This is a genomic window from Leucobacter sp. GX24907 (assembly GCF_053567335.1).
The window spans coordinates 283,535-299,122 of the sequence record NZ_JBSGPD010000001.1 but is presented as its reverse complement, the minus strand read 5'-3'; the positions used below and the strand labels follow the sequence as shown (position 1 = coordinate 299,122).

The window sequence follows — 15,588 nt, the reverse complement described above, 5'->3', positions numbered from 1 at the left end:
TCGCCGATCCGGCAACCGTGTGCGCCCATGCTACGCCGGAACACGCGGGGCCGAGCCGGGAACGCCCCGACTCGGCCCCATGATGACCCGACCTACCGGACCGCGGTACGCCGCATGCACAGCCACGTACCGACGAGTGCGATGAGCGCTACGGCGATGCCGAACAGCGCCAGTCGGAACCGTGTGATGCCCGCGATGATGTCGCCGAAGTAGGGCACGGTGATGAGCAGTACGGTGACGAGCACCAAGGCGAGGATGAGAGCGAGGATCGTCGGCCCCTTCGTCCCGTACCGCACCCACACTGCGCCGAAGACGCCGCCGATGCTGAGCGACGCGAAGGCGCCGATGAAGGTGGTTCCGAGCAGCACCGCGTAGCTGCCGGCACCGAACCCGTGGTTGTCGAGTGCGTAGGCGCCGAAGAACCAGTGGTTGGTCGCGAGCTCGATCGCGAGCAGCGCCGTCATGACGAGTGCGATGTAGGCCGACTGGATCAGGTTCGCGATCGCGGTTCCCGTCACGTATGCGCGCCGAGTGGTGCCCATTGCGAGCGCGAACGGGAACGTCGTAGCGACGGCCTGCACACCGAGGTAGATGAGGAAGCCCGGCAGCGACCAGATCATCCCCATATTGCCGCGGGCCCCGTCGGCGTATGACGGATCGGCCGGATCCATGCCGGCACGCTGCAGGATCGCCGCGATGACCATCGTGATGACGAGCACGAGGCCGATGATCATGAGCGGAACACCGAAGGCGATCTCGGGCTTGTTCAGGTGGAGTCGGGTGACTCGAAGTACGCGTTGCATGATCAGTTGTCCTCTCCGTTGTTCGCGTCGCCGTCGACGCCATAGGCTGCGACCAGCTCCTGGAGCGTGACCGGGGCGATCTCGAGGCCGAGCGCGGCTGTGGCGGCTCGCTCGGCATCGCCGGCGGATCCTTCGACCACGGCGGTCTCGAGGCCGCCGACGCGGTTCCGGCTGAGTGCTTTCCGCTCGACCAGGTACTGGTCGACGTCGCCGGCACGCCCGGCGACCTGGTGGGCAGCGCCCCGCAGTTCATCGGTTTCGGCATCCTGCACCACACGCCCGCGATCGAGCACTATGACGCGCTCGAGCAGACGGTCCATCTCGTCGATCAGGTGCGTCGACAGCACGATCGTGCGCGGATGCTCCGCGTAGTCGCGCAGCAGCACCTCGTAGAAGTGCCCGCGGGCCGTCGCGTCGAGCCCGAGGTACGGCTCGTCGAAGAACGTGATCGGTGCGCGTGAGGCGAGGCCCAGCACAATCCCGAGCGCCGAGAACTGGCCGCGCGAGAACTTCTTGATGATCGGCTTCCTGGGAATGCGGAACAGGTCTACGAGTTCGTCGGCGAGCCGCTGATCCCAGTTCGGGAAGAAGATGCGCCCTGCCCTGAGCGCGTGCTTCAAGCGGTAATCATCGGGGTAGCGCTGATTGTCGCGGATGAAGCACATGCCCTCGATCGCCTGAGCGTTCTCGAACGGCGATTCCCCGTGCACACTGATCGTGCCGGAGGTCGGCTGATCCTGCGCCGTCACGAGCGACATGAAGGTCGTCTTGCCCGCTCCGTTCCGGCCGAGAAGGCCGGTGATGGTGTTCTCCTCGATGCTCAGGTTCACGTCGTCGAGCGCACGCGCGTCCTTGTGCAGGCGCGTAAGCCCGCGGGTCTCGATGGCGGTGGTCATGATGTGCCCCTTTCGGTGTCGGGTGCGTCGTGTGTGGTGCCGTCGGTGCCGTGCTGTGCAGGATCCGCGGCGTCGGCCGTATCCGCGTCTCCCGCGGCCTCCTCGATGCGGCGAAGCACATCGGAGACGCTGAGGCCCAGCTCGCGGGCTTCGGCGAGTAGCGGTTGCACGAACTTCGCGGCGAATTCACGCTGCCGATCGTCGGCGATGTGCTGTTTGGCACCGTCGGCGACATACATGCCGAGGCCGCGGCGCTTGAAGAGAATTCCACGATCGACGAGCACGCCCAGCGCCTTCCCCGCAGTCGCGGGGTTGATGCGCAGGTGCGCCGCCAGCTCATTCGTGGACGGCACGTGGTCGCCCTCGGCGTAGATGCCGCGCAGGATGTCTCCTGCGAGGCGGTCGGCCAGCTGCAGGAAGATCGGCCGGTCGTCGTCGAACATCCTGCACCTCCGTGGTCGGGGAAGCCTTCATTCGGCTTCCATGGTTCATTACTTCACTAATGAACCTAAGCACCTGCGTGGCTCCTGTCAACCCCGAATTCGATCAGTCGACCCGAAGTCGGGTCACTAGGCTGGCCGACATGACCGATGCTCTGCCTCACGAAACCAGCCGCCCGCCCCGCGATTTCGGGTCCGACAACTGGGCGGGGGCACACCCCGAGGTCATCGAGGCGATCAGCCGCGCCAACGGCGGGCACACCCCGAGCTACGGCGACGATCCCTGGACCCGGCGCTTCGAGGAGGTCGTGCGCGAACACTTCGGTTCGGATGCTCGGGCCTTCCCGGTGCTGAACGGTACAGGCGCGAACGTGCTCGCCCTGCACGCCGCGCTTCCGCGATGGGGAGCGGTGATCTGCGCCGACACGGCACACATCAACGATGACGAGACCGGCGCGCCCGAGAAGACCGGCGGTCTCAAGCTCCTGCCGATCGAGAGCGCCGACGGCAAGCTCACCCCCGAACTCGTAGAGCGGCAGGCCTGGGGCCACGAGCGGATCCACCGTGCGACACCGCTCGCGGTATCGATCTCGCAGACGACCGAGTGGGGCACCCGGTACTCCCCCGCTGAGATCCGAGCACTGGCCGATCACGCGCACGAGCGGGGCATGATCCTGCACATGGACGGCTCACGCCTCGGCAACGCCGCTGCCGGCCTCAACGTGCCGCTCGCCGCGCTCACCACGGATGCGGGCGTCGACCTGCTGAGCCTCGGAGGCACCAAGAACGGGCTGCTCGGGGCCGAAGCCATCGTGGTGCTCGGATCCCGACCAGACGGAGGCACGCGGGGCGCCACGACAGGCCCAGCGGGCACGGCAGGCGCAGCCTCGGCAGCTGATCTCGTGCCCGGCATCGAGTATCTCCGCAAGACCGTGCTGCAGCTCGGCTCCAAGATGCGGTTCGTATCTGCGCAGCTGACGGCCCTCTACGAGGGCGACCTCTGGCAGCGCTCAGCCGCGCACGCGAATGCCATGGCCGAGCGTCTCGCCTCCGGCATCGAAGAGCTCAGCACCTCAGGGCGCGCACCCGGGGTCTCGCTCGCGCAGCGTGTCGAATCGAACGCGGTCTTCGCGTCGCTCCCACCGAAGGTCGCGGCCCATGCGCGCACCCGGTTCTCGTTCATGGATTGGCATAAGGGTGCCGGCGTCGTGCGTCTCATGTGCGCCTTCGACACCCGCCCGGAAGACGTCGACGAGCTGCTCGCGCTCATCGCTGAGGGAGCACGCGGCGCATAGCGCACATGCCAGTCACCCGGTGAGCCCCAGTGCCTCGACGAGCAGGCGCAGCGCAATGATCAACATGATTCCGGCGATGCACCAGTCGAGCACCTGCCACGAGCGCGGCGTCGCGAAGAAGCGCGTGAGCGCTCTGGCTCCGTAGCCGAGTACGAAGAACCAGACGATGCTCGCGACAGCGCCACCGACCACGAACCACCAGCGTCCGGGGTCCCCCTGCGCGTTGCCGATCGACCCCATCAGCACCATGGTGTCGAGGTACACGTGAGGGTTCAGATAGGTGATCGCGAGGCAGGTGAGCACGGTGCGCTTCAGCGATCCTCCACCGCCCTCAGCCGCGGTGAGGGCCTCCGGGCGCATCGCCCGTCGTGCGGCCGACCACGCGTACCAAAGCAAGAAGACGATGCCGCCCCAGAGTACGATGTCGAGGAGGATCGGCGCCCGTTCGATCACGTAGCCGATACCGGCCACTCCGAGGAGCTCGAGCACCGCGTCGGTGAGCCCGCAGATCAGCACGATCGGCAGCACATGCTCGCGGCGAATGCCCTGCCGCAAGACGAACGCGTTCTGCGCGCCGATCGCGATGATGAGGGAGAGGCCGCTGCCGAAACCGATGAGGAGTGAGCCGATCACAGAGTCGACGTTAGAGCTCGGCGGCCGCCTTCGCCACTTCAGCAGGGCTCAATATTCTGAAGGTAGTGAAGTTCTGCTTAATCTAGAGGTATGGACCTCCCCGTCGAACACCTGCGCACCTTCGCCGTCATCGTCGACGAGGGCAGCTTCGAGAGTGCGGCCCGCCGCCTGCACATCACCCCCTCCGCCGTCAGCCAGCGTGTGCGCGCCATGGAGGAGCGGGTCGGCACCGTACTTCTGCAGCGCACGCGTCCGGTCGGAGCCACCGAAGCCGGCGCGGTCGTGCTGCGCGCAGCGAGGCAGCTGGAGCGCATCGTCGGCGACGCCGAACGGGAGCTCGGCGGCGAGCGCGGAACCGTCATCCCGATCGTGGTGAACGCGGATTCACTCGCCACATGGTTCGTCCCGGCACTCGCGCGAGCGGCCGCCGAGATCGATGCGCGATTCGAGGTGCTGCGCGCCGACGAGGCGGTGTCGACGCGCGAGCTTCGCCGAGGCGGCGCGATGGCGGCGGTCACGTCGACGCGGGAGGCGGTGCCCGGCTGCACATCGACAGCGCTCGGTCGTGCCCGGTACCTCGCCGTCGCGAGCCCGGCCTTCGTCGATCGACACTTCGCGCAGGGGGTCTCAGGGGCATCGCTCGCGACCGCCCCCATGCTCGATTTCGACCGCCACGATTCGTTCCAGAAGCGATTCTTGCGTCAAGCGACGCGCAGCCGGCTCGATCCTCCCCGACATTTCGTGCCTTCTTCAGCCGAGTTCGCGCTCGCGATCGAACTCGGTATGGGCTGGGGGATGCTGCCGGAGTCGCAGTGCCAGGAGGCGCTCGAGAACGGGCGGCTGATCGAGCTCGGCGCGGATCCGGCAATCGAACTGCCGCTCTACTGGCAGCGTTGGAATCTCGATTCTCCGGTGCTCGATGCGCTCTCCGATATCGTGTTCGAGGAAGCTGCGACAGCACTGCGGCGCTGAACACGTGCCAGTGCACCGCGAGCGCAGAATCCCGCGAAAGGACGTGACACCGGTGATCACCGCATGATGGGCGTGGTGCAGGGCTTCGCGCTGATCCTCGGAATCATCGGCGCCGGCTATATCGCCGCTCGCTGCCGCATCGTCGTCGGCGAGCAGCGCCTCGTCCTCAACAAGGTCGCGTTCTACGTCGCGACGCCCGCCCTGCTGTTCTCGGTGCTGCACCGCAGTGACACCGCGGTGCTGCTGTCACCGGTGATTCTCGTCACGACGAGCGCGGCCATCATCGTGGCCGCGCTGTACATCACGGTATCGCGGCTGTGGTTTCGTCAGGATCGCGCCACAACAGCGCTCGGCGCGACCTGTGCAGGCTACGTCAACTCGAACAACCTGGGGCTTCCCATCGCCGTCTACATCCTGGGCGATGCGGCGTATGTGGCGCCGCTGCTTCTCGTACAGCTCGTGCTGTTCGCGCCGATCATACTCGCGGTGCTGGACTCCACGCGGGGCAACCGAGGTGGCGCGCTGATCGCCCTCGGCCGGGCCTCATCGAACCCTGTGATCATCGCGTCGATCCTCGGATTCCTCGTGGCCCAGTTCGAGGTGCCCATTCCAGACCTCGTGATCGGACCCGTCGACATGCTCGGCGACGCCGCGATTCCGATGGTGCTGCTCAGCTTCGGTATCTCCCTGCACGGGCAGCGGGCGCTGCAGCCGGGCAGTGGGCTGCGCTTCGCGCTCACAGCATCGGGCATCAAGATTCTTGTGATGCCGCTCGTCGCCTTCGGGCTTGCCACGGCCATCGGCCTCAGCGCCCACGAAGTGTTCGTCGCGACCGTTATCGGCGCGCTTCCGACCGCGCAGAACGTCTACAACTACGCCGCGACCTATCAACGAGCCGAGATCCCCGTGCGTGACACGGTGTTCCTCACGACTTTCGCATCCCTGCCGGTCATCGCGGCGATCGCGCTGCTGCTGAACTCCTGATCTTGCAGCGCGCAGGTGTGTGCGCCTCGGGGCCTATGCGCCGGGCTCTACACGTTCGACCGTGCGCTCCGAGCTCAAAGCACGGGCCCTACGCGTCGGTATCGGTCGTGAAGACCTCGTCGCGCGGGGTGAGCCGCATCGCCTGGACGAGCTCCGCGGCGTGGGTCGTCGAGAGGATCACGCGGGCGAAATCGTCGAACTCCTCGTGGGCGGTGTGCGACTCGGCCGCCTCCAGATCGAGGACGACTGCGGGCACGCCTCTGCGAAGCAGCGCAAAATCTCGGCCGCTGAGATTGCGCCAGACTCCGTAGGCGAGTCGGCCGGGCAGGTGCGTGCCTGGCGAGCGCACACCGCGCAACCAGACCCATGGATCATCGGTGATGAGCACTGAACTCACGAGGTCGCGCTCGAAGACGACGTCGTTTCGACGCAATGAGAGCAGCTTCTCCGCTCGAGTCAGCTTGACGACCACCCGATCCGCATGCACTTCAACTCTGGCCATAGCTTCTAGTGTGCCCTGTCCGAGCGCTCACGCAGGCATACCTTCAGAAACCCCACAGGGAGACCACAGTATCGTCGACGCGCGGCGACACCGAATGGAGGATTCAGTCGAGCATGTCGCTCTGATCGATCGCCGATTCGACGGTCTCGATCAGGGCGCGCGTCACCTCGGTGCCGCGGTGGTCAGGATTGTGCTTGAGGCCTGCTTTCACGGCCTCGGTGTGCGTGTGGGGGCCGACGCAGGCAACGATCGTGTCTTCGGGAAACGTCGGGAACTGCTCGGCGACCTCGTGGGCGATGCGAGCCGATGCGACGAGCAGCGCATTGATGCGCCCCGACTCGACGTCTTCGCGCGTGTGCACCGAAGCCGGCACGCCGACCGTGCGGAAGGCCAGCACCTGAGTCACGTCGTGACCCCGTTCGATGAGGCCTCCGGTGAGCACGGGCTTCGCGACATCCGAGCGGAGCGTGAGCACGCGCAGCACGCCCGGCTCGTCGATCTCAGGCCACTCCTCGAGCAGTGCCTCAGTGGTCTGCGGGCCTTCGTGCGGAGTGCGGCTGATCGAGTACCCGGCAGCCTCGAAGGCGCGGGCAGTCGCCTCGCCCACCACGGCCACCTTCGTCTCGGGCGGAATCACGGCGCCGTGATGTGCGAGCACGTCGACGACGGTCGCACTGGTGGCGGTCATCCACTGGAACTCTCCGGCTTCGAGTTGCTTGAGCGACTCGACCAGCAGGTCCTCTTCGTTCGTGTGAGCGAAGTCGATGAGGGGGGACACCACGGTGCTCGCACCCTGCTCCCGGAGCGCCTTGGAAACCAGGTCTCCCCAGGCGCCTCCACGGGGCACGAGGACACGAAGCCCGCTGAGCGGTTTCGCATCTGTCGTCATAAATCCCACTCACTCATCATGTCGAGACGAATGGCGTTTGATACAACGCCACACGTTCGTTGAACCACTGCCGTGGTCTCGGAAGAGGATTCCGATTCTCCTATTCTTACCCTCTGCTCCGCAGGGACGCAAAACGACGGTGCTTCAGGCCTCGAACGAAACCGTAATGTGATGCGCCGCCATTGACATTGTCCCACTCGGCGGACAGCGCTTCGGAAGCCGACGTCAGTCGCTCAGGCGGTCGATGATCACCGAGGCGATGCCCCACACCGCGGCTCCGACCGCCGCTGCCGCGGCGGCAGTTCCGAGTGCGAATCCGACCGGATTCTCGCGCTTCGACCGGATGACGTTCCGCTTCGCCTCGTCAATCCGACTATCGATACGGCGCGCATAGTTCAGACGGTCGCGCAGTTGGGCCAGGGTGTCGTAGAGCTCGACTCGCGCCAGCTCTGCCTCGGCCACTCCGTCGAGCGGGCCCGCGGCATTGGTGTTCGTGCTCATCGCCAGTTCCCCTTTCCGCCGTGCTGAGGCAGCGGATCATCGGCCGACCCGCCGTCGTTGTTGATACGCACCTCGCTCAACGCCTCGAAGTCTCCCTCGACGCGCGACAGCGTTCCCTTCGGCACCGGAACACTCCGTTTGATGAGCAGAATTCCACCGAGGATCGCCATTCCTGCAAGCAGCAGCAGCCCGAATGCGACGACCAGCGCCGACAGCCAGACCGGCCAGATCAGCGCGAACGCCGCAATCGCCGCGACGACCAACGCCTCAAGGGCGAAGAAGACGAAGAAGAGCGCGATGACAATCGCGACGGCGCCGATGCCGGTGCGCTTCGCCTTGGCGGCGATCTCGCGCTTCGCGTTATCGAGCTCGATCTTGATGAGCGTGATGATCTGATGCGGCAGCCGTGCGAGCAGCTCGAAGGTGCCGGCGCCGCCGTCCTTGCGAGCCATCACTTGCCTCCGTCTGCCCCGGCCGAAGCACTTGCAGCGCCGGCGGACTTATTCGTCGCAGCGGCGCTCGATGTCGTCGCAGAGGAGCTCGATTTCTGCGCAGCGGCGCTCGATCCGCTGCTGCTCGTGCGCCCACGAGCAGCGAACACATCGCTGATCGCGGTGAAGATGCGGGCCTTCAGCGCCTCGAGCTGATCGCCGACCACGCCTTGCACCGTATCGACGCCCTGCTGCACCGGCGCCGACTCCCAGGCCGCCTTGGTACCACGCTTGATCTGCTCGTAGCGCTCGCGACCAGCTCGGGTGCCGAGTACGTAGCCGACCGCAGCTCCGAGAACGAATGCGACCTTGCCCCTCATGGTGCCCTCCAGACAGCTCTTGGTACGGGATCTTGCTCAGCCTATCGCCGTTCCCTGATTCCTCGCATTCCCGTCTAGATATATTCCCCGCGATGGGGTCGACGTGATATACGCGTGGCAACCTCAGTCGGTGAGGCCGAGGAGGTGCCTCCGGAGCTCGACCGATTCTTCACGTGCGCTGCGCAGCGCAGCCGAGAGATCACCGCCGTGCAGCGACGCACCGACCGGCACGAGCGTCTCGTGCTGCTCGCGCAGTGCGGCGACACGAGACTCTGCGGCGGTGCGCTCGTCCCGCGTGGCGAACGGTGCCGCACGCCACCATGCCGTCACCGATGAATCGTGGCCCGCAGCAACGCCCGATCCCACAAGTTCGAGTTCACTCAGCACCCGCTCTACGATCCGCGAAGTGCCGGCGGCATCGACGGCACGTTCGAGCACCGGGCCGGTGAAGATCGCACTCAGACCACCCTTTGCACGTCGCGCGGTGCGCACAGACCAGTCTTCGCCATCGATCTCGACAGTCTCCAACGCGTCGTGGTCGGCCAACTGGTCAAGACTCGGGCGGTCTGCGCCGACCTCGGCGTCGACGTCGGAACCGACGTCGACCGTGACCCGTATCTGCAGCCGGGCCGACTCGGAACTCGCGTCTCGGGGAAGCAGCTCCACCGCTTCGCCGAAACGAGTGCCTGCTGTGGCCACGACGGCATCGGCGTGGAATCGCTCGCCGTCTTCGAGCTCGATCTGCCAGCTGCCATCGTCGCGCTGGGTGCTCTTCACTCCCCCAGAAACGATCGTCGCGCCGTAGTGCGCGAGTCGTTCGAGCAGTGTGTCGCGCAGCTGCTCCCACCCGCCCCGCGGCATCACCCTGGTTTCACGTGCAACATTCCGATCGACGTATGCAAGCGCCGCGCCGGTCAAGCTGCCGGCCCGAGAAAGCGCCTCATTCAGGCCAGGAGCGACGATGGCGACGTCGACCCCATCGGATGACCGCCCGAACCGCTCGCGGATCACGGGTTCCACGAGTACCAGTCGTGCGGCCTCGCCGATGCGTGCCTGCACCAGCGGACCGTACTCATGGGTCTTGCCGATCGTGAGCAATGGCTTGATCCGGTCGAGGTACGCACGCAGCGTGCGCGAGGTGCCGAGCAGCGCGAAGCACTCGCGCGCAAGCGGCGTCACCGGGACTCCCTGCACCGAGGGCTCGGGCGCGGGCAGCCAGGCGCCTGTCGAGCTCCGCAGCAGGAGCGGACGCGGCAGGATCGATGTCGGCGACGCGGCATCGTGACGGTGACCACCCTCTGCGATGGGCTCAGCGACCCGCTCCATGAGTGCTGCAAGCGCGCCGTCATGGTCGAGTTCGGGGCCTTCAGGCAAGGTCGATTCGCGCCGTTCGACGCTGATGCGGATGCCGACCTCGGCCAGTTCGAGAGCCGCGGCGAGCGCGGGGAGGTCGTCGCCTACGATGTGGACCCGAGTCACGGTCGCGGATCCTTCGTGTCAGACGTCGCGAGCGGGGGCTCCCCCTCGGATGCCGTGTCAGGCTGTGCCAGCACCGGCACCTGGATCAGGTCGACGCGGGTGCGGCCATGACGTCCCTTGCGGAACCCGCGCAGGGTCAACCAGATGAACAGGACGAACGAGACCGCCTGCGCGAGGATGCCGATCGGCGTAATGCCATCGTCATTCTGATCTGTGGATCCCCCAAGACCGGTCGACATCGCCCCGAATGCGATCAGGTTGTTGACCACGTGCAGGGCGATCGCCGCCTCCAGGCCGCCGGTGCGCCAGGTCAGCCAGGCTGCGACAACGCCCATGATGCCGACCGAGAGCATGCCCCAGAAACCGTAGGTCGTGATGTGCGCGAGCGCGAACCCGATCGCGGGCAGAAGGATCGCGAACCAGGGGCTGCGCAGCCAGGCGCCCAGGGCCTGCATGAGCGCGCCCCGGAAGACGATCTCCTCTGCCGCCGCCTGCAACGGCACCAGCAGAACGACGATCCCCATCGAGATCAGCGCGGCCTGCACATCGATATCGGGCATTTCGGGAATCGGCTCGTCACCGCCCGAGAGCAGGAGGCCGGCAGTGACCGAGACCGCGAGGTTGACCCCGATGAGGGCGAGCGCCGCATAGCCCGCGGTGCGGCCGAGCAGCCCCCACCGCACCCGCAACGCGACCGAAAGCACGCGCTTCGCGGGCCGCACCCCGGAGACCCGCATCGCGAGCCAGACCGCGGGAATCATCGTCACGATCACGGACGACAGACCGACAAGCACCGAGAGCGGGTTCTGCGTATCGGGGATCGCCAACGTCTCGACAAGCGCGAACACCTGGTCGGGAGAGTTGAAGAGGAACAGCAGGCCACCCACGACCATGCCGAAGATCACCGACAGCAACAGGTAGAAGGTCAGCGTGAGCACGAGCACCAGCAGCGGCCGCCACCAGCGATAGTTCGCAACGCCTCGGTAGAGGCGGTGATACTCGAGGGGCTCGGTCTCGACCGTACGCGTGACGACCGGCTGCGCCCACGCCCACTGCGCCGGTGTCTCTGCCGGTGCATCTGCCCCTGTCTGCGGCGAGGTGGGTCCCTGCTGGAGACTCGGTTGAGGACTCTGCCGAGGATCCTGCCCCGCGGGCGTCGTCTCTTGTGGAGCGGGCTCAGAACCGGGGCTACTCATTCGGTGTCCTTTCGGGTCGGTACGCTCAGGCGCCGCGCAAACGCGTCGCGAGGTACGCGTGCAGGTCTGCGCGGGGTACGCGCTCTTGCTGCATCGTGTCGCGCTCGCGTACCGTGACCGCATCGTCGTCGAGCGAGTCGAAGTCGACCGTGACGCAGAACGGGGTGCCGATTTCGTCCTGGCGACGGTAGCGGCGGCCGATCGCACCCGAGTCGTCGAAGTCGATGTTCCAATCGTCGCGAAGATCCTGCGCGATCTCACGAGCGAGCGGCGAGAGCTTCTCGTTTCGGCTCAACGGGAGTACCGCCGCCTTGACCGGTGCGAGGCGAGGATCGAGAGCGAGCAGCGTGCGCTTATCGGTGCCGCCCTTGGCGTTCGGCACCTCTTCTTCACGGTATGCGTCGACGAGGAAGGCCATGAGCGAGCGGGTGAGGCCCGCCGCGGGCTCGATAACGTACGGGGTGTAGCGCTCGTTCTTGTTCTGGTCGAAGAAGTTGAGCTCCTTGCCGGAGTGCTGCGAGTGCGTCGAGAGATCGAAGTCGGTACGGTTCGCGATTCCCTCGAGTTCGCCCCACTCACCGCCCTGGAAGCCGAAGCGGTACTCGATGTCAGCGGTGCGCTTCGAGTAGTGCGAGAGCTTCTCCTGCGGATGCTCGTAGAAACGCAGGTTCTCGGGCGCGATTCCGAGGTCGGTGTACCAGCGCATGCGCTCGTTCATCCAGTACTCCTGCCACTCCTCGTCGGTGCCGGGCTCGACGAAGAACTCCATCTCCATCTGCTCGAACTCGCGCGTGCGGAAGATGAAATTGCCAGGGGTGATCTCGTTGCGGAAGCTTTTACCGATCTGACCGATGCCGAACGGCGGCTTCATGCGCGCCGCCTGCAGCACGTTCGCGAAGTTCACGAAGATGCCCTGCGCGGTCTCGGGGCGCAGGTAGTGCAGGCCCGACTCGTCGTCGACAGGGCCGAGGTAGGTCTTGAGCAGGCCCGAGAAGGCGCGCGGCTCGGTCCACTGGCCCCGGGTGCCGCAGTTGGCGCAGACGATCTCTGCGAGTCCGTCCTTCGGTTCACGGCCCTTCTTCTCTTCGAACGCTTCGATGAGGTGATCCTCGCGCTGACGCTTGTGGCAGCTCAGGCACTCGACGAGCGGGTCGGTGAAGACCTCGACGTGCCCCGACGCCTCCCACACCTGCTTGGGCAAGATCACGCTCGAGTCGATGCCCACAACATCGTCGCGCTTCTGCACCATGGCCTTCCACCACTGACGCTTGATGTTCTCCTTGAGCGCGGTGCCGAGGGGGCCGTAGTCCCACGCGGAGCGAGATCCGCCGTAGATCTCACCGGCCTGGAAGACGAAGCCGCGGTGGCGGGCGAGCGAGATGACCTTGTCGAGGCGGGACTGTTCAGCCATGTGTATTCAACACTCCAAGGGGCAGACGGGGATCTTGGACATGCGCGCACGGGAACGTTCTAGCGGCGCAACGGCCCAGTCTACTCGGGATCGCAGGGCGTCGGCTGGCCTGTCGGTCAGGTGGCCCGGTCTGCGTCGATCACGCCTGCCGCGGGCGGGGCCGACGAGTGCGTCGTGCGAGCACCAGTCCGGTGACGAGCGCCGCGAGCAACGGCACCCCGGCCGAAATGCCCATGCCCCAGCGGGGCCCGAAGTGCTCGATGATCCAACCGAGCAGCGGGCCTCCGAGAGCCTGCCCGCCGGCCGCGATGAGCAGGTACAGCGACATCACGCGTCCGCGAATCGATCTATTCGAGTGAGATTGCAGGGTCGTATTCGCGGCGGTCCACATGAGCACGCTGCCGCACCCCGCGAGGCCGATCAGCACGACGAAGACCCACTCCCAAGGCACGAGCGCCGAGGCCAGTTTGAACACCATGAAACCCGCTGTCGCGACGTAGACGCTGCGCAGTCGCACGCGCGATCGCTGCAGCGACAGCACGGCGCCGACAAGAGCTCCGACCCCCACTGCCGAGGTGTACAGGCCGTATCCGGTACCTCCGGAGTCGAAGACGCGATCCGCCATGCTCGTGAGCAGCACCGGCCAGTTCAAACCGACCAGCGCGACGAACAGCAGCAGGAACAGCGTCCAGAAGATGACCGGTTTGCGCACGCAATACCGAAGAGCTTCAACGATCTGTCCCTTCGCCCTGGCCGGACGCGGCTTCTCTCGCCCCGTCACGCGGATCATCGAGAGCATCACCAGATAGACGACCATCAGCACAGCGGCGATGAGAAACGCCCACTGCCCGCCGAGCGGGATCAGCAGCCCACCCACGGCGGGTCCGATCATCGTGCCCGTCTGGAAGATCATCGCGTTGATACTGATCGCATTGGGCAACGCACGCGCCGACACGAGTTCGCCGACGATAACCTGTCGAGCCGGCATCTCGACGACCGAGAACAGTCCGAGCAGCAGGGCAGCGATGAAGATCACCTCAGCGGTGAGCGCTCCGGCGAACGCGAACGCACACAGCGCCACCGACACGAGTGCGGCCCCGCTCTGCACCACGAGCAACGCTTGACGCGTGCGGTATCGGTCGGCGATGAGGCCACCCCACATGCCGAAGAGCAGTGTCGGGCCGAACTGCATCAGCACCAGCGCGCCCACGAGCGCGGCGCTGCCCGTGAGCTCGAGCACGATCCAGTCCTGCACGACCCGCTGCACCCACAGCGCAATCGTCGCCGAAGTCTGCCCGATCGCGAAGCGGCGGTACCCAGGCTCGGCCAGGGCCAGCAGCATGTCCCTCCCGCGTGGACGGCCTCGCGGGAGGTTCAACGGCTCCGTCATCGGACCCTCGGACACGGGCACCTCCCCCGCACAGGCTACTCCTCGAGAGCGGAAGAGCAAGTTGAGGCGCGGAACAGCTCATGACATTCGTCAGAGCCGAACACCGAAACTGACGAGCCCGGATCAGGATCGTGCGGGTTGAAGCGGGTCGAGTCGGATCGAAGGCTAGGGCATCAGGTAGATCTTGCGCAGATTCTCGTGCACGGTCCATTCCGTGCGCATGCCGGCGGAGAGGCGGCCGATCGTACCGGGCCGCAGCTCCATCACCTGCTCGCCACTCGCGATCCCCGGCTCGGCACCATGTTCCTCAAGCCCGGCACCTTCCTCAAGCCCGGCACCTTCCTCAAGCCCGGCACCGTCGCGGATCACGACCGTCGCCCGACCGGAGAGCACGATGAAGCACTCGTCGACCTCGACATCGACGGCGGTACCGGCCGTCATCTCCCAGACCCCGATGTTCGGGTAGGCCGAGGATTCCGCGCTTTCGGCATCGGGCGTACGCGCTGACCGTTCGGCGAGGTCGAAAGATACGGAGCCGGCGTTCGGGCTCCCCAGGCGCACCTCCTCTACCGGGAGCGGCTCGAGGGGAAGTTCGAGAGCCAGGACGTCGATGGCGCGCCCCGGAGTCAGCGGCACTCCTCCTTCCGCGTCGCTGGGCTCGGCACTCCAAGAGCCGTCTGGGGAATCCGCGTTGCCGTCATTCATGTCTCAGCACTCTCTTCATGTGCAGTCATCACCGCTTCAGTCGTCGCCTCCGTCGGGTCATCGTCACCGACGCCCCATCCGTAGGCGAGCTTGTAGGCCTCGAGCACGAAGAACGTGTCGGCGCCCACGATGCCCTCCTGTCGTGGCAGGCGGTCGTGCAGCAGCTCCGTGTAGTGGGCGACGTCCCGGCATACGACCTCGACCATGACGTCGTACGGACCGGTCGTGAGTACGACGTAGCTGGTCTCGGGAAGCTTCGAGAGCGCCTCGCAGACCATCCTCGCCTTGCCCATCTCGCATTTCAGCCCGATCATGGCGAGCCGGTCGAAGCCGATGCGCAGCGGGTCCGCAACACCGACGATCTGAAGCGTGCCCGAATCTTCCAGACGCTGCACCCGGTAGCGCACGGATGATGCCGGCACGCCGGTCTCCTCCGAGATCTCTTTGAAGGATCGGCGACCGTCTTGCTGCAGAATGGCGATCAGCTTCCGATCGATCTCGTCGAGGTCAGACTTCACGCGGACTCCTTATATAGGGGCAATGGATCTGGCCACAGATTACCAAGCAGCCGGGCCCACACCTTGCGAGATGCGCAGTGGCGCCGAGGGCAGCATCGCGCGACACCGATCGCCGGCGATGTCTTGCCGGCGATCGGGTCGAACGATGTCAGCCTGCCGAGGT

The 15,588-nt window shown here is 66.1% G+C and carries 18 protein-coding genes; 3 read left to right on the top strand and 15 right to left on the bottom strand.

Annotated elements, in window-relative coordinates:
• Positions 1 to 92: 92 nt before the first annotated feature.
• The 3 genes from ACUYV6_RS01510 to ACUYV6_RS01500 are packed head-to-tail and all read right to left on the bottom strand — an operon-like array spanning position 93 to position 2,142.
• The gene (locus ACUYV6_RS01510; protein WP_449276882.1) at positions 93 to 803 is read right to left on the bottom strand and encodes a hypothetical protein; all 711 of its coding nucleotides are present in this window, start codon (positions 801 to 803) and stop codon (positions 93 to 95) included.
• A gap of 2 nt (positions 804 to 805) precedes the next feature.
• Positions 806 to 1,699 (bottom strand): ATP-binding cassette domain-containing protein, encoded by an 894-nt coding sequence (locus ACUYV6_RS01505; protein WP_449276881.1) that lies wholly within the window; start codon positions 1,697 to 1,699, stop codon positions 806 to 808.
• Positions 1,696 to 2,142, bottom strand: coding sequence for a GntR family transcriptional regulator (locus ACUYV6_RS01500; RefSeq protein ID WP_449276880.1), 447 nt, complete (start codon positions 2,140 to 2,142; stop codon positions 1,696 to 1,698). Before ACUYV6_RS01500 ends, ACUYV6_RS01505 begins: the two co-directional genes overlap by 4 nt.
• 140 nt (positions 2,143 to 2,282) lie before the next feature.
• Between ACUYV6_RS01500 and ACUYV6_RS01495 the strand changes: the two genes are divergently transcribed.
• The gene (locus tag ACUYV6_RS01495) at positions 2,283 to 3,434 is read left to right on the top strand and encodes a threonine aldolase family protein (protein WP_449276879.1); all 1,152 of its coding nucleotides are present in this window, start codon (positions 2,283 to 2,285) and stop codon (positions 3,432 to 3,434) included.
• Between the two features lie 12 nt (positions 3,435 to 3,446).
• Here the strand turns inward: ACUYV6_RS01495 and ACUYV6_RS01490 are convergent, their stop codons facing one another.
• The gene (locus tag ACUYV6_RS01490; protein WP_449276878.1) at positions 3,447 to 4,067 is read right to left on the bottom strand and encodes a LysE/ArgO family amino acid transporter; all 621 of its coding nucleotides are present in this window, start codon (positions 4,065 to 4,067) and stop codon (positions 3,447 to 3,449) included.
• Between the two features lie 90 nt (positions 4,068 to 4,157).
• Here ACUYV6_RS01490 and ACUYV6_RS01485 point away from each other — a divergent pair, with 90 nt between their 5' ends.
• Together ACUYV6_RS01485 and ACUYV6_RS01480 are read left to right on the top strand one after the other, a co-directional pair.
• Complete coding sequence (locus tag ACUYV6_RS01485) at positions 4,158 to 5,039, top strand: LysR family transcriptional regulator ArgP (RefSeq protein ID WP_449276877.1); 882 nt, start codon at positions 4,158 to 4,160, stop codon at positions 5,037 to 5,039.
• 63 nt (positions 5,040 to 5,102) lie between these two features.
• Positions 5,103 to 6,023: an AEC family transporter gene (locus tag ACUYV6_RS01480; RefSeq protein WP_449276876.1), complete on the top strand. Its 921-nt coding sequence runs from the start codon at positions 5,103 to 5,105 to the stop codon at positions 6,021 to 6,023.
• Positions 6,024 to 6,111: 88 nt separating this feature from the next.
• Here the strand turns inward: ACUYV6_RS01480 and ACUYV6_RS01475 are convergent, their stop codons facing one another.
• From ACUYV6_RS01475 to ACUYV6_RS01425, 11 genes are all read right to left on the bottom strand, one after another.
• Positions 6,112 to 6,525: a hypothetical protein gene (locus ACUYV6_RS01475; RefSeq protein WP_449276875.1), complete on the bottom strand. Its 414-nt coding sequence runs from the start codon at positions 6,523 to 6,525 to the stop codon at positions 6,112 to 6,114.
• 103 nt (positions 6,526 to 6,628) lie between these two features.
• Entirely contained in the window at positions 6,629 to 7,414 is a 786-nt protein-coding gene (locus tag ACUYV6_RS01470) for a uroporphyrinogen-III synthase (protein ID WP_449276874.1), read from the bottom strand.
• Positions 7,415 to 7,639: 225 nt separating this feature from the next.
• The gene (locus ACUYV6_RS01465) at positions 7,640 to 7,915 is read right to left on the bottom strand and encodes a DUF3618 domain-containing protein (protein ID WP_449276873.1); all 276 of its coding nucleotides are present in this window, start codon (positions 7,913 to 7,915) and stop codon (positions 7,640 to 7,642) included.
• Positions 7,912 to 8,367, bottom strand: a complete 456-nt coding sequence (locus tag ACUYV6_RS01460; protein ID WP_449276872.1) for a phage holin family protein — start codon at positions 8,365 to 8,367, stop codon at positions 7,912 to 7,914. The genes ACUYV6_RS01465 and ACUYV6_RS01460 overlap by 4 nt, the downstream gene beginning before the upstream one ends.
• The gene (locus ACUYV6_RS01455; RefSeq protein ID WP_449276871.1) at positions 8,367 to 8,726 is read right to left on the bottom strand and encodes a YtxH domain-containing protein; all 360 of its coding nucleotides are present in this window, start codon (positions 8,724 to 8,726) and stop codon (positions 8,367 to 8,369) included. The genes ACUYV6_RS01460 and ACUYV6_RS01455 overlap by 1 nt, the downstream gene beginning before the upstream one ends.
• Positions 8,727 to 8,849: 123 nt before the next feature.
• Entirely contained in the window at positions 8,850 to 10,205 is a 1,356-nt protein-coding gene (locus ACUYV6_RS01450) for an FAD-dependent oxidoreductase (RefSeq protein ID WP_449276870.1), read from the bottom strand.
• Entirely contained in the window at positions 10,202 to 11,401 is a 1,200-nt protein-coding gene (locus ACUYV6_RS01445; RefSeq protein WP_449276869.1) for a CPBP family glutamic-type intramembrane protease, read from the bottom strand. Before ACUYV6_RS01445 ends, ACUYV6_RS01450 begins: the two co-directional genes overlap by 4 nt.
• A 25-nt stretch (positions 11,402 to 11,426) precedes the next feature.
• Positions 11,427 to 12,812 carry a glycine--tRNA ligase gene (locus ACUYV6_RS01440; RefSeq protein ID WP_449276868.1) on the bottom strand — a complete coding sequence of 462 codons (1,386 nt, stop codon included), beginning with the start codon at positions 12,810 to 12,812 and terminating at the stop codon, positions 11,427 to 11,429.
• 139 nt (positions 12,813 to 12,951) lie between these two features.
• Positions 12,952 to 14,217, bottom strand: a complete 1,266-nt coding sequence (locus ACUYV6_RS01435) for an MFS transporter (protein ID WP_449276867.1) — start codon at positions 14,215 to 14,217, stop codon at positions 12,952 to 12,954.
• A gap of 150 nt (positions 14,218 to 14,367) precedes the next feature.
• On the bottom strand, positions 14,368 to 14,907 hold the full coding sequence (locus ACUYV6_RS01430; protein ID WP_449276866.1) for a hypothetical protein: 540 nt from the start codon (positions 14,905 to 14,907) through the stop codon (positions 14,368 to 14,370).
• Positions 14,904 to 15,425: an Lrp/AsnC family transcriptional regulator gene (locus tag ACUYV6_RS01425; RefSeq protein ID WP_449276865.1), complete on the bottom strand. Its 522-nt coding sequence runs from the start codon at positions 15,423 to 15,425 to the stop codon at positions 14,904 to 14,906. The genes ACUYV6_RS01430 and ACUYV6_RS01425 overlap by 4 nt, the downstream gene beginning before the upstream one ends.
• Positions 15,426 to 15,588: the final 163 nt, after the last annotated feature.

Bases quoted from the DNA above. Each gene is read 5' to 3' on its own strand.
- ACUYV6_RS01475 (WP_449276875.1), bottom strand. From the start codon at position 6,525: ATGGCCAGAGTTGAAGTGCATGCGGATCGGGTGGTCGTCAAGCTGACT.
- ACUYV6_RS01430 (WP_449276866.1), bottom strand. From the start codon at position 14,907: ATGAATGACGGCAACGCGGATTCCCCAGACGGCTCTTGGAGTGCCGAG.
- ACUYV6_RS01440 (WP_449276868.1), bottom strand. From the start codon at position 12,812: ATGGCTGAACAGTCCCGCCTCGACAAGGTCATCTCGCTCGCCCGCCAC.
- ACUYV6_RS01510 (WP_449276882.1), bottom strand. From the start codon at position 803: ATGCAACGCGTACTTCGAGTCACCCGACTCCACCTGAACAAGCCCGAG.
- ACUYV6_RS01455 (WP_449276871.1), bottom strand. From the start codon at position 8,726: ATGAGGGGCAAGGTCGCATTCGTTCTCGGAGCTGCGGTCGGCTACGTA.
- ACUYV6_RS01505 (WP_449276881.1), bottom strand. From the start codon at position 1,699: ATGACCACCGCCATCGAGACCCGCGGGCTTACGCGCCTGCACAAGGAC.
- ACUYV6_RS01480 (WP_449276876.1), top strand. From the start codon at position 5,103: ATGATGGGCGTGGTGCAGGGCTTCGCGCTGATCCTCGGAATCATCGGC.
- ACUYV6_RS01460 (WP_449276872.1), bottom strand. From the start codon at position 8,367: ATGGCTCGCAAGGACGGCGGCGCCGGCACCTTCGAGCTGCTCGCACGG.
- ACUYV6_RS01465 (WP_449276873.1), bottom strand. From the start codon at position 7,915: ATGAGCACGAACACCAATGCCGCGGGCCCGCTCGACGGAGTGGCCGAG.
- ACUYV6_RS01500 (WP_449276880.1), bottom strand. From the start codon at position 2,142: ATGTTCGACGACGACCGGCCGATCTTCCTGCAGCTGGCCGACCGCCTC.
- ACUYV6_RS01470 (WP_449276874.1), bottom strand. From the start codon at position 7,414: ATGACGACAGATGCGAAACCGCTCAGCGGGCTTCGTGTCCTCGTGCCC.
- ACUYV6_RS01445 (WP_449276869.1), bottom strand. From the start codon at position 11,401: ATGAGTAGCCCCGGTTCTGAGCCCGCTCCACAAGAGACGACGCCCGCG.
- ACUYV6_RS01495 (WP_449276879.1), top strand. From the start codon at position 2,283: ATGACCGATGCTCTGCCTCACGAAACCAGCCGCCCGCCCCGCGATTTC.
- ACUYV6_RS01485 (WP_449276877.1), top strand. From the start codon at position 4,158: ATGGACCTCCCCGTCGAACACCTGCGCACCTTCGCCGTCATCGTCGAC.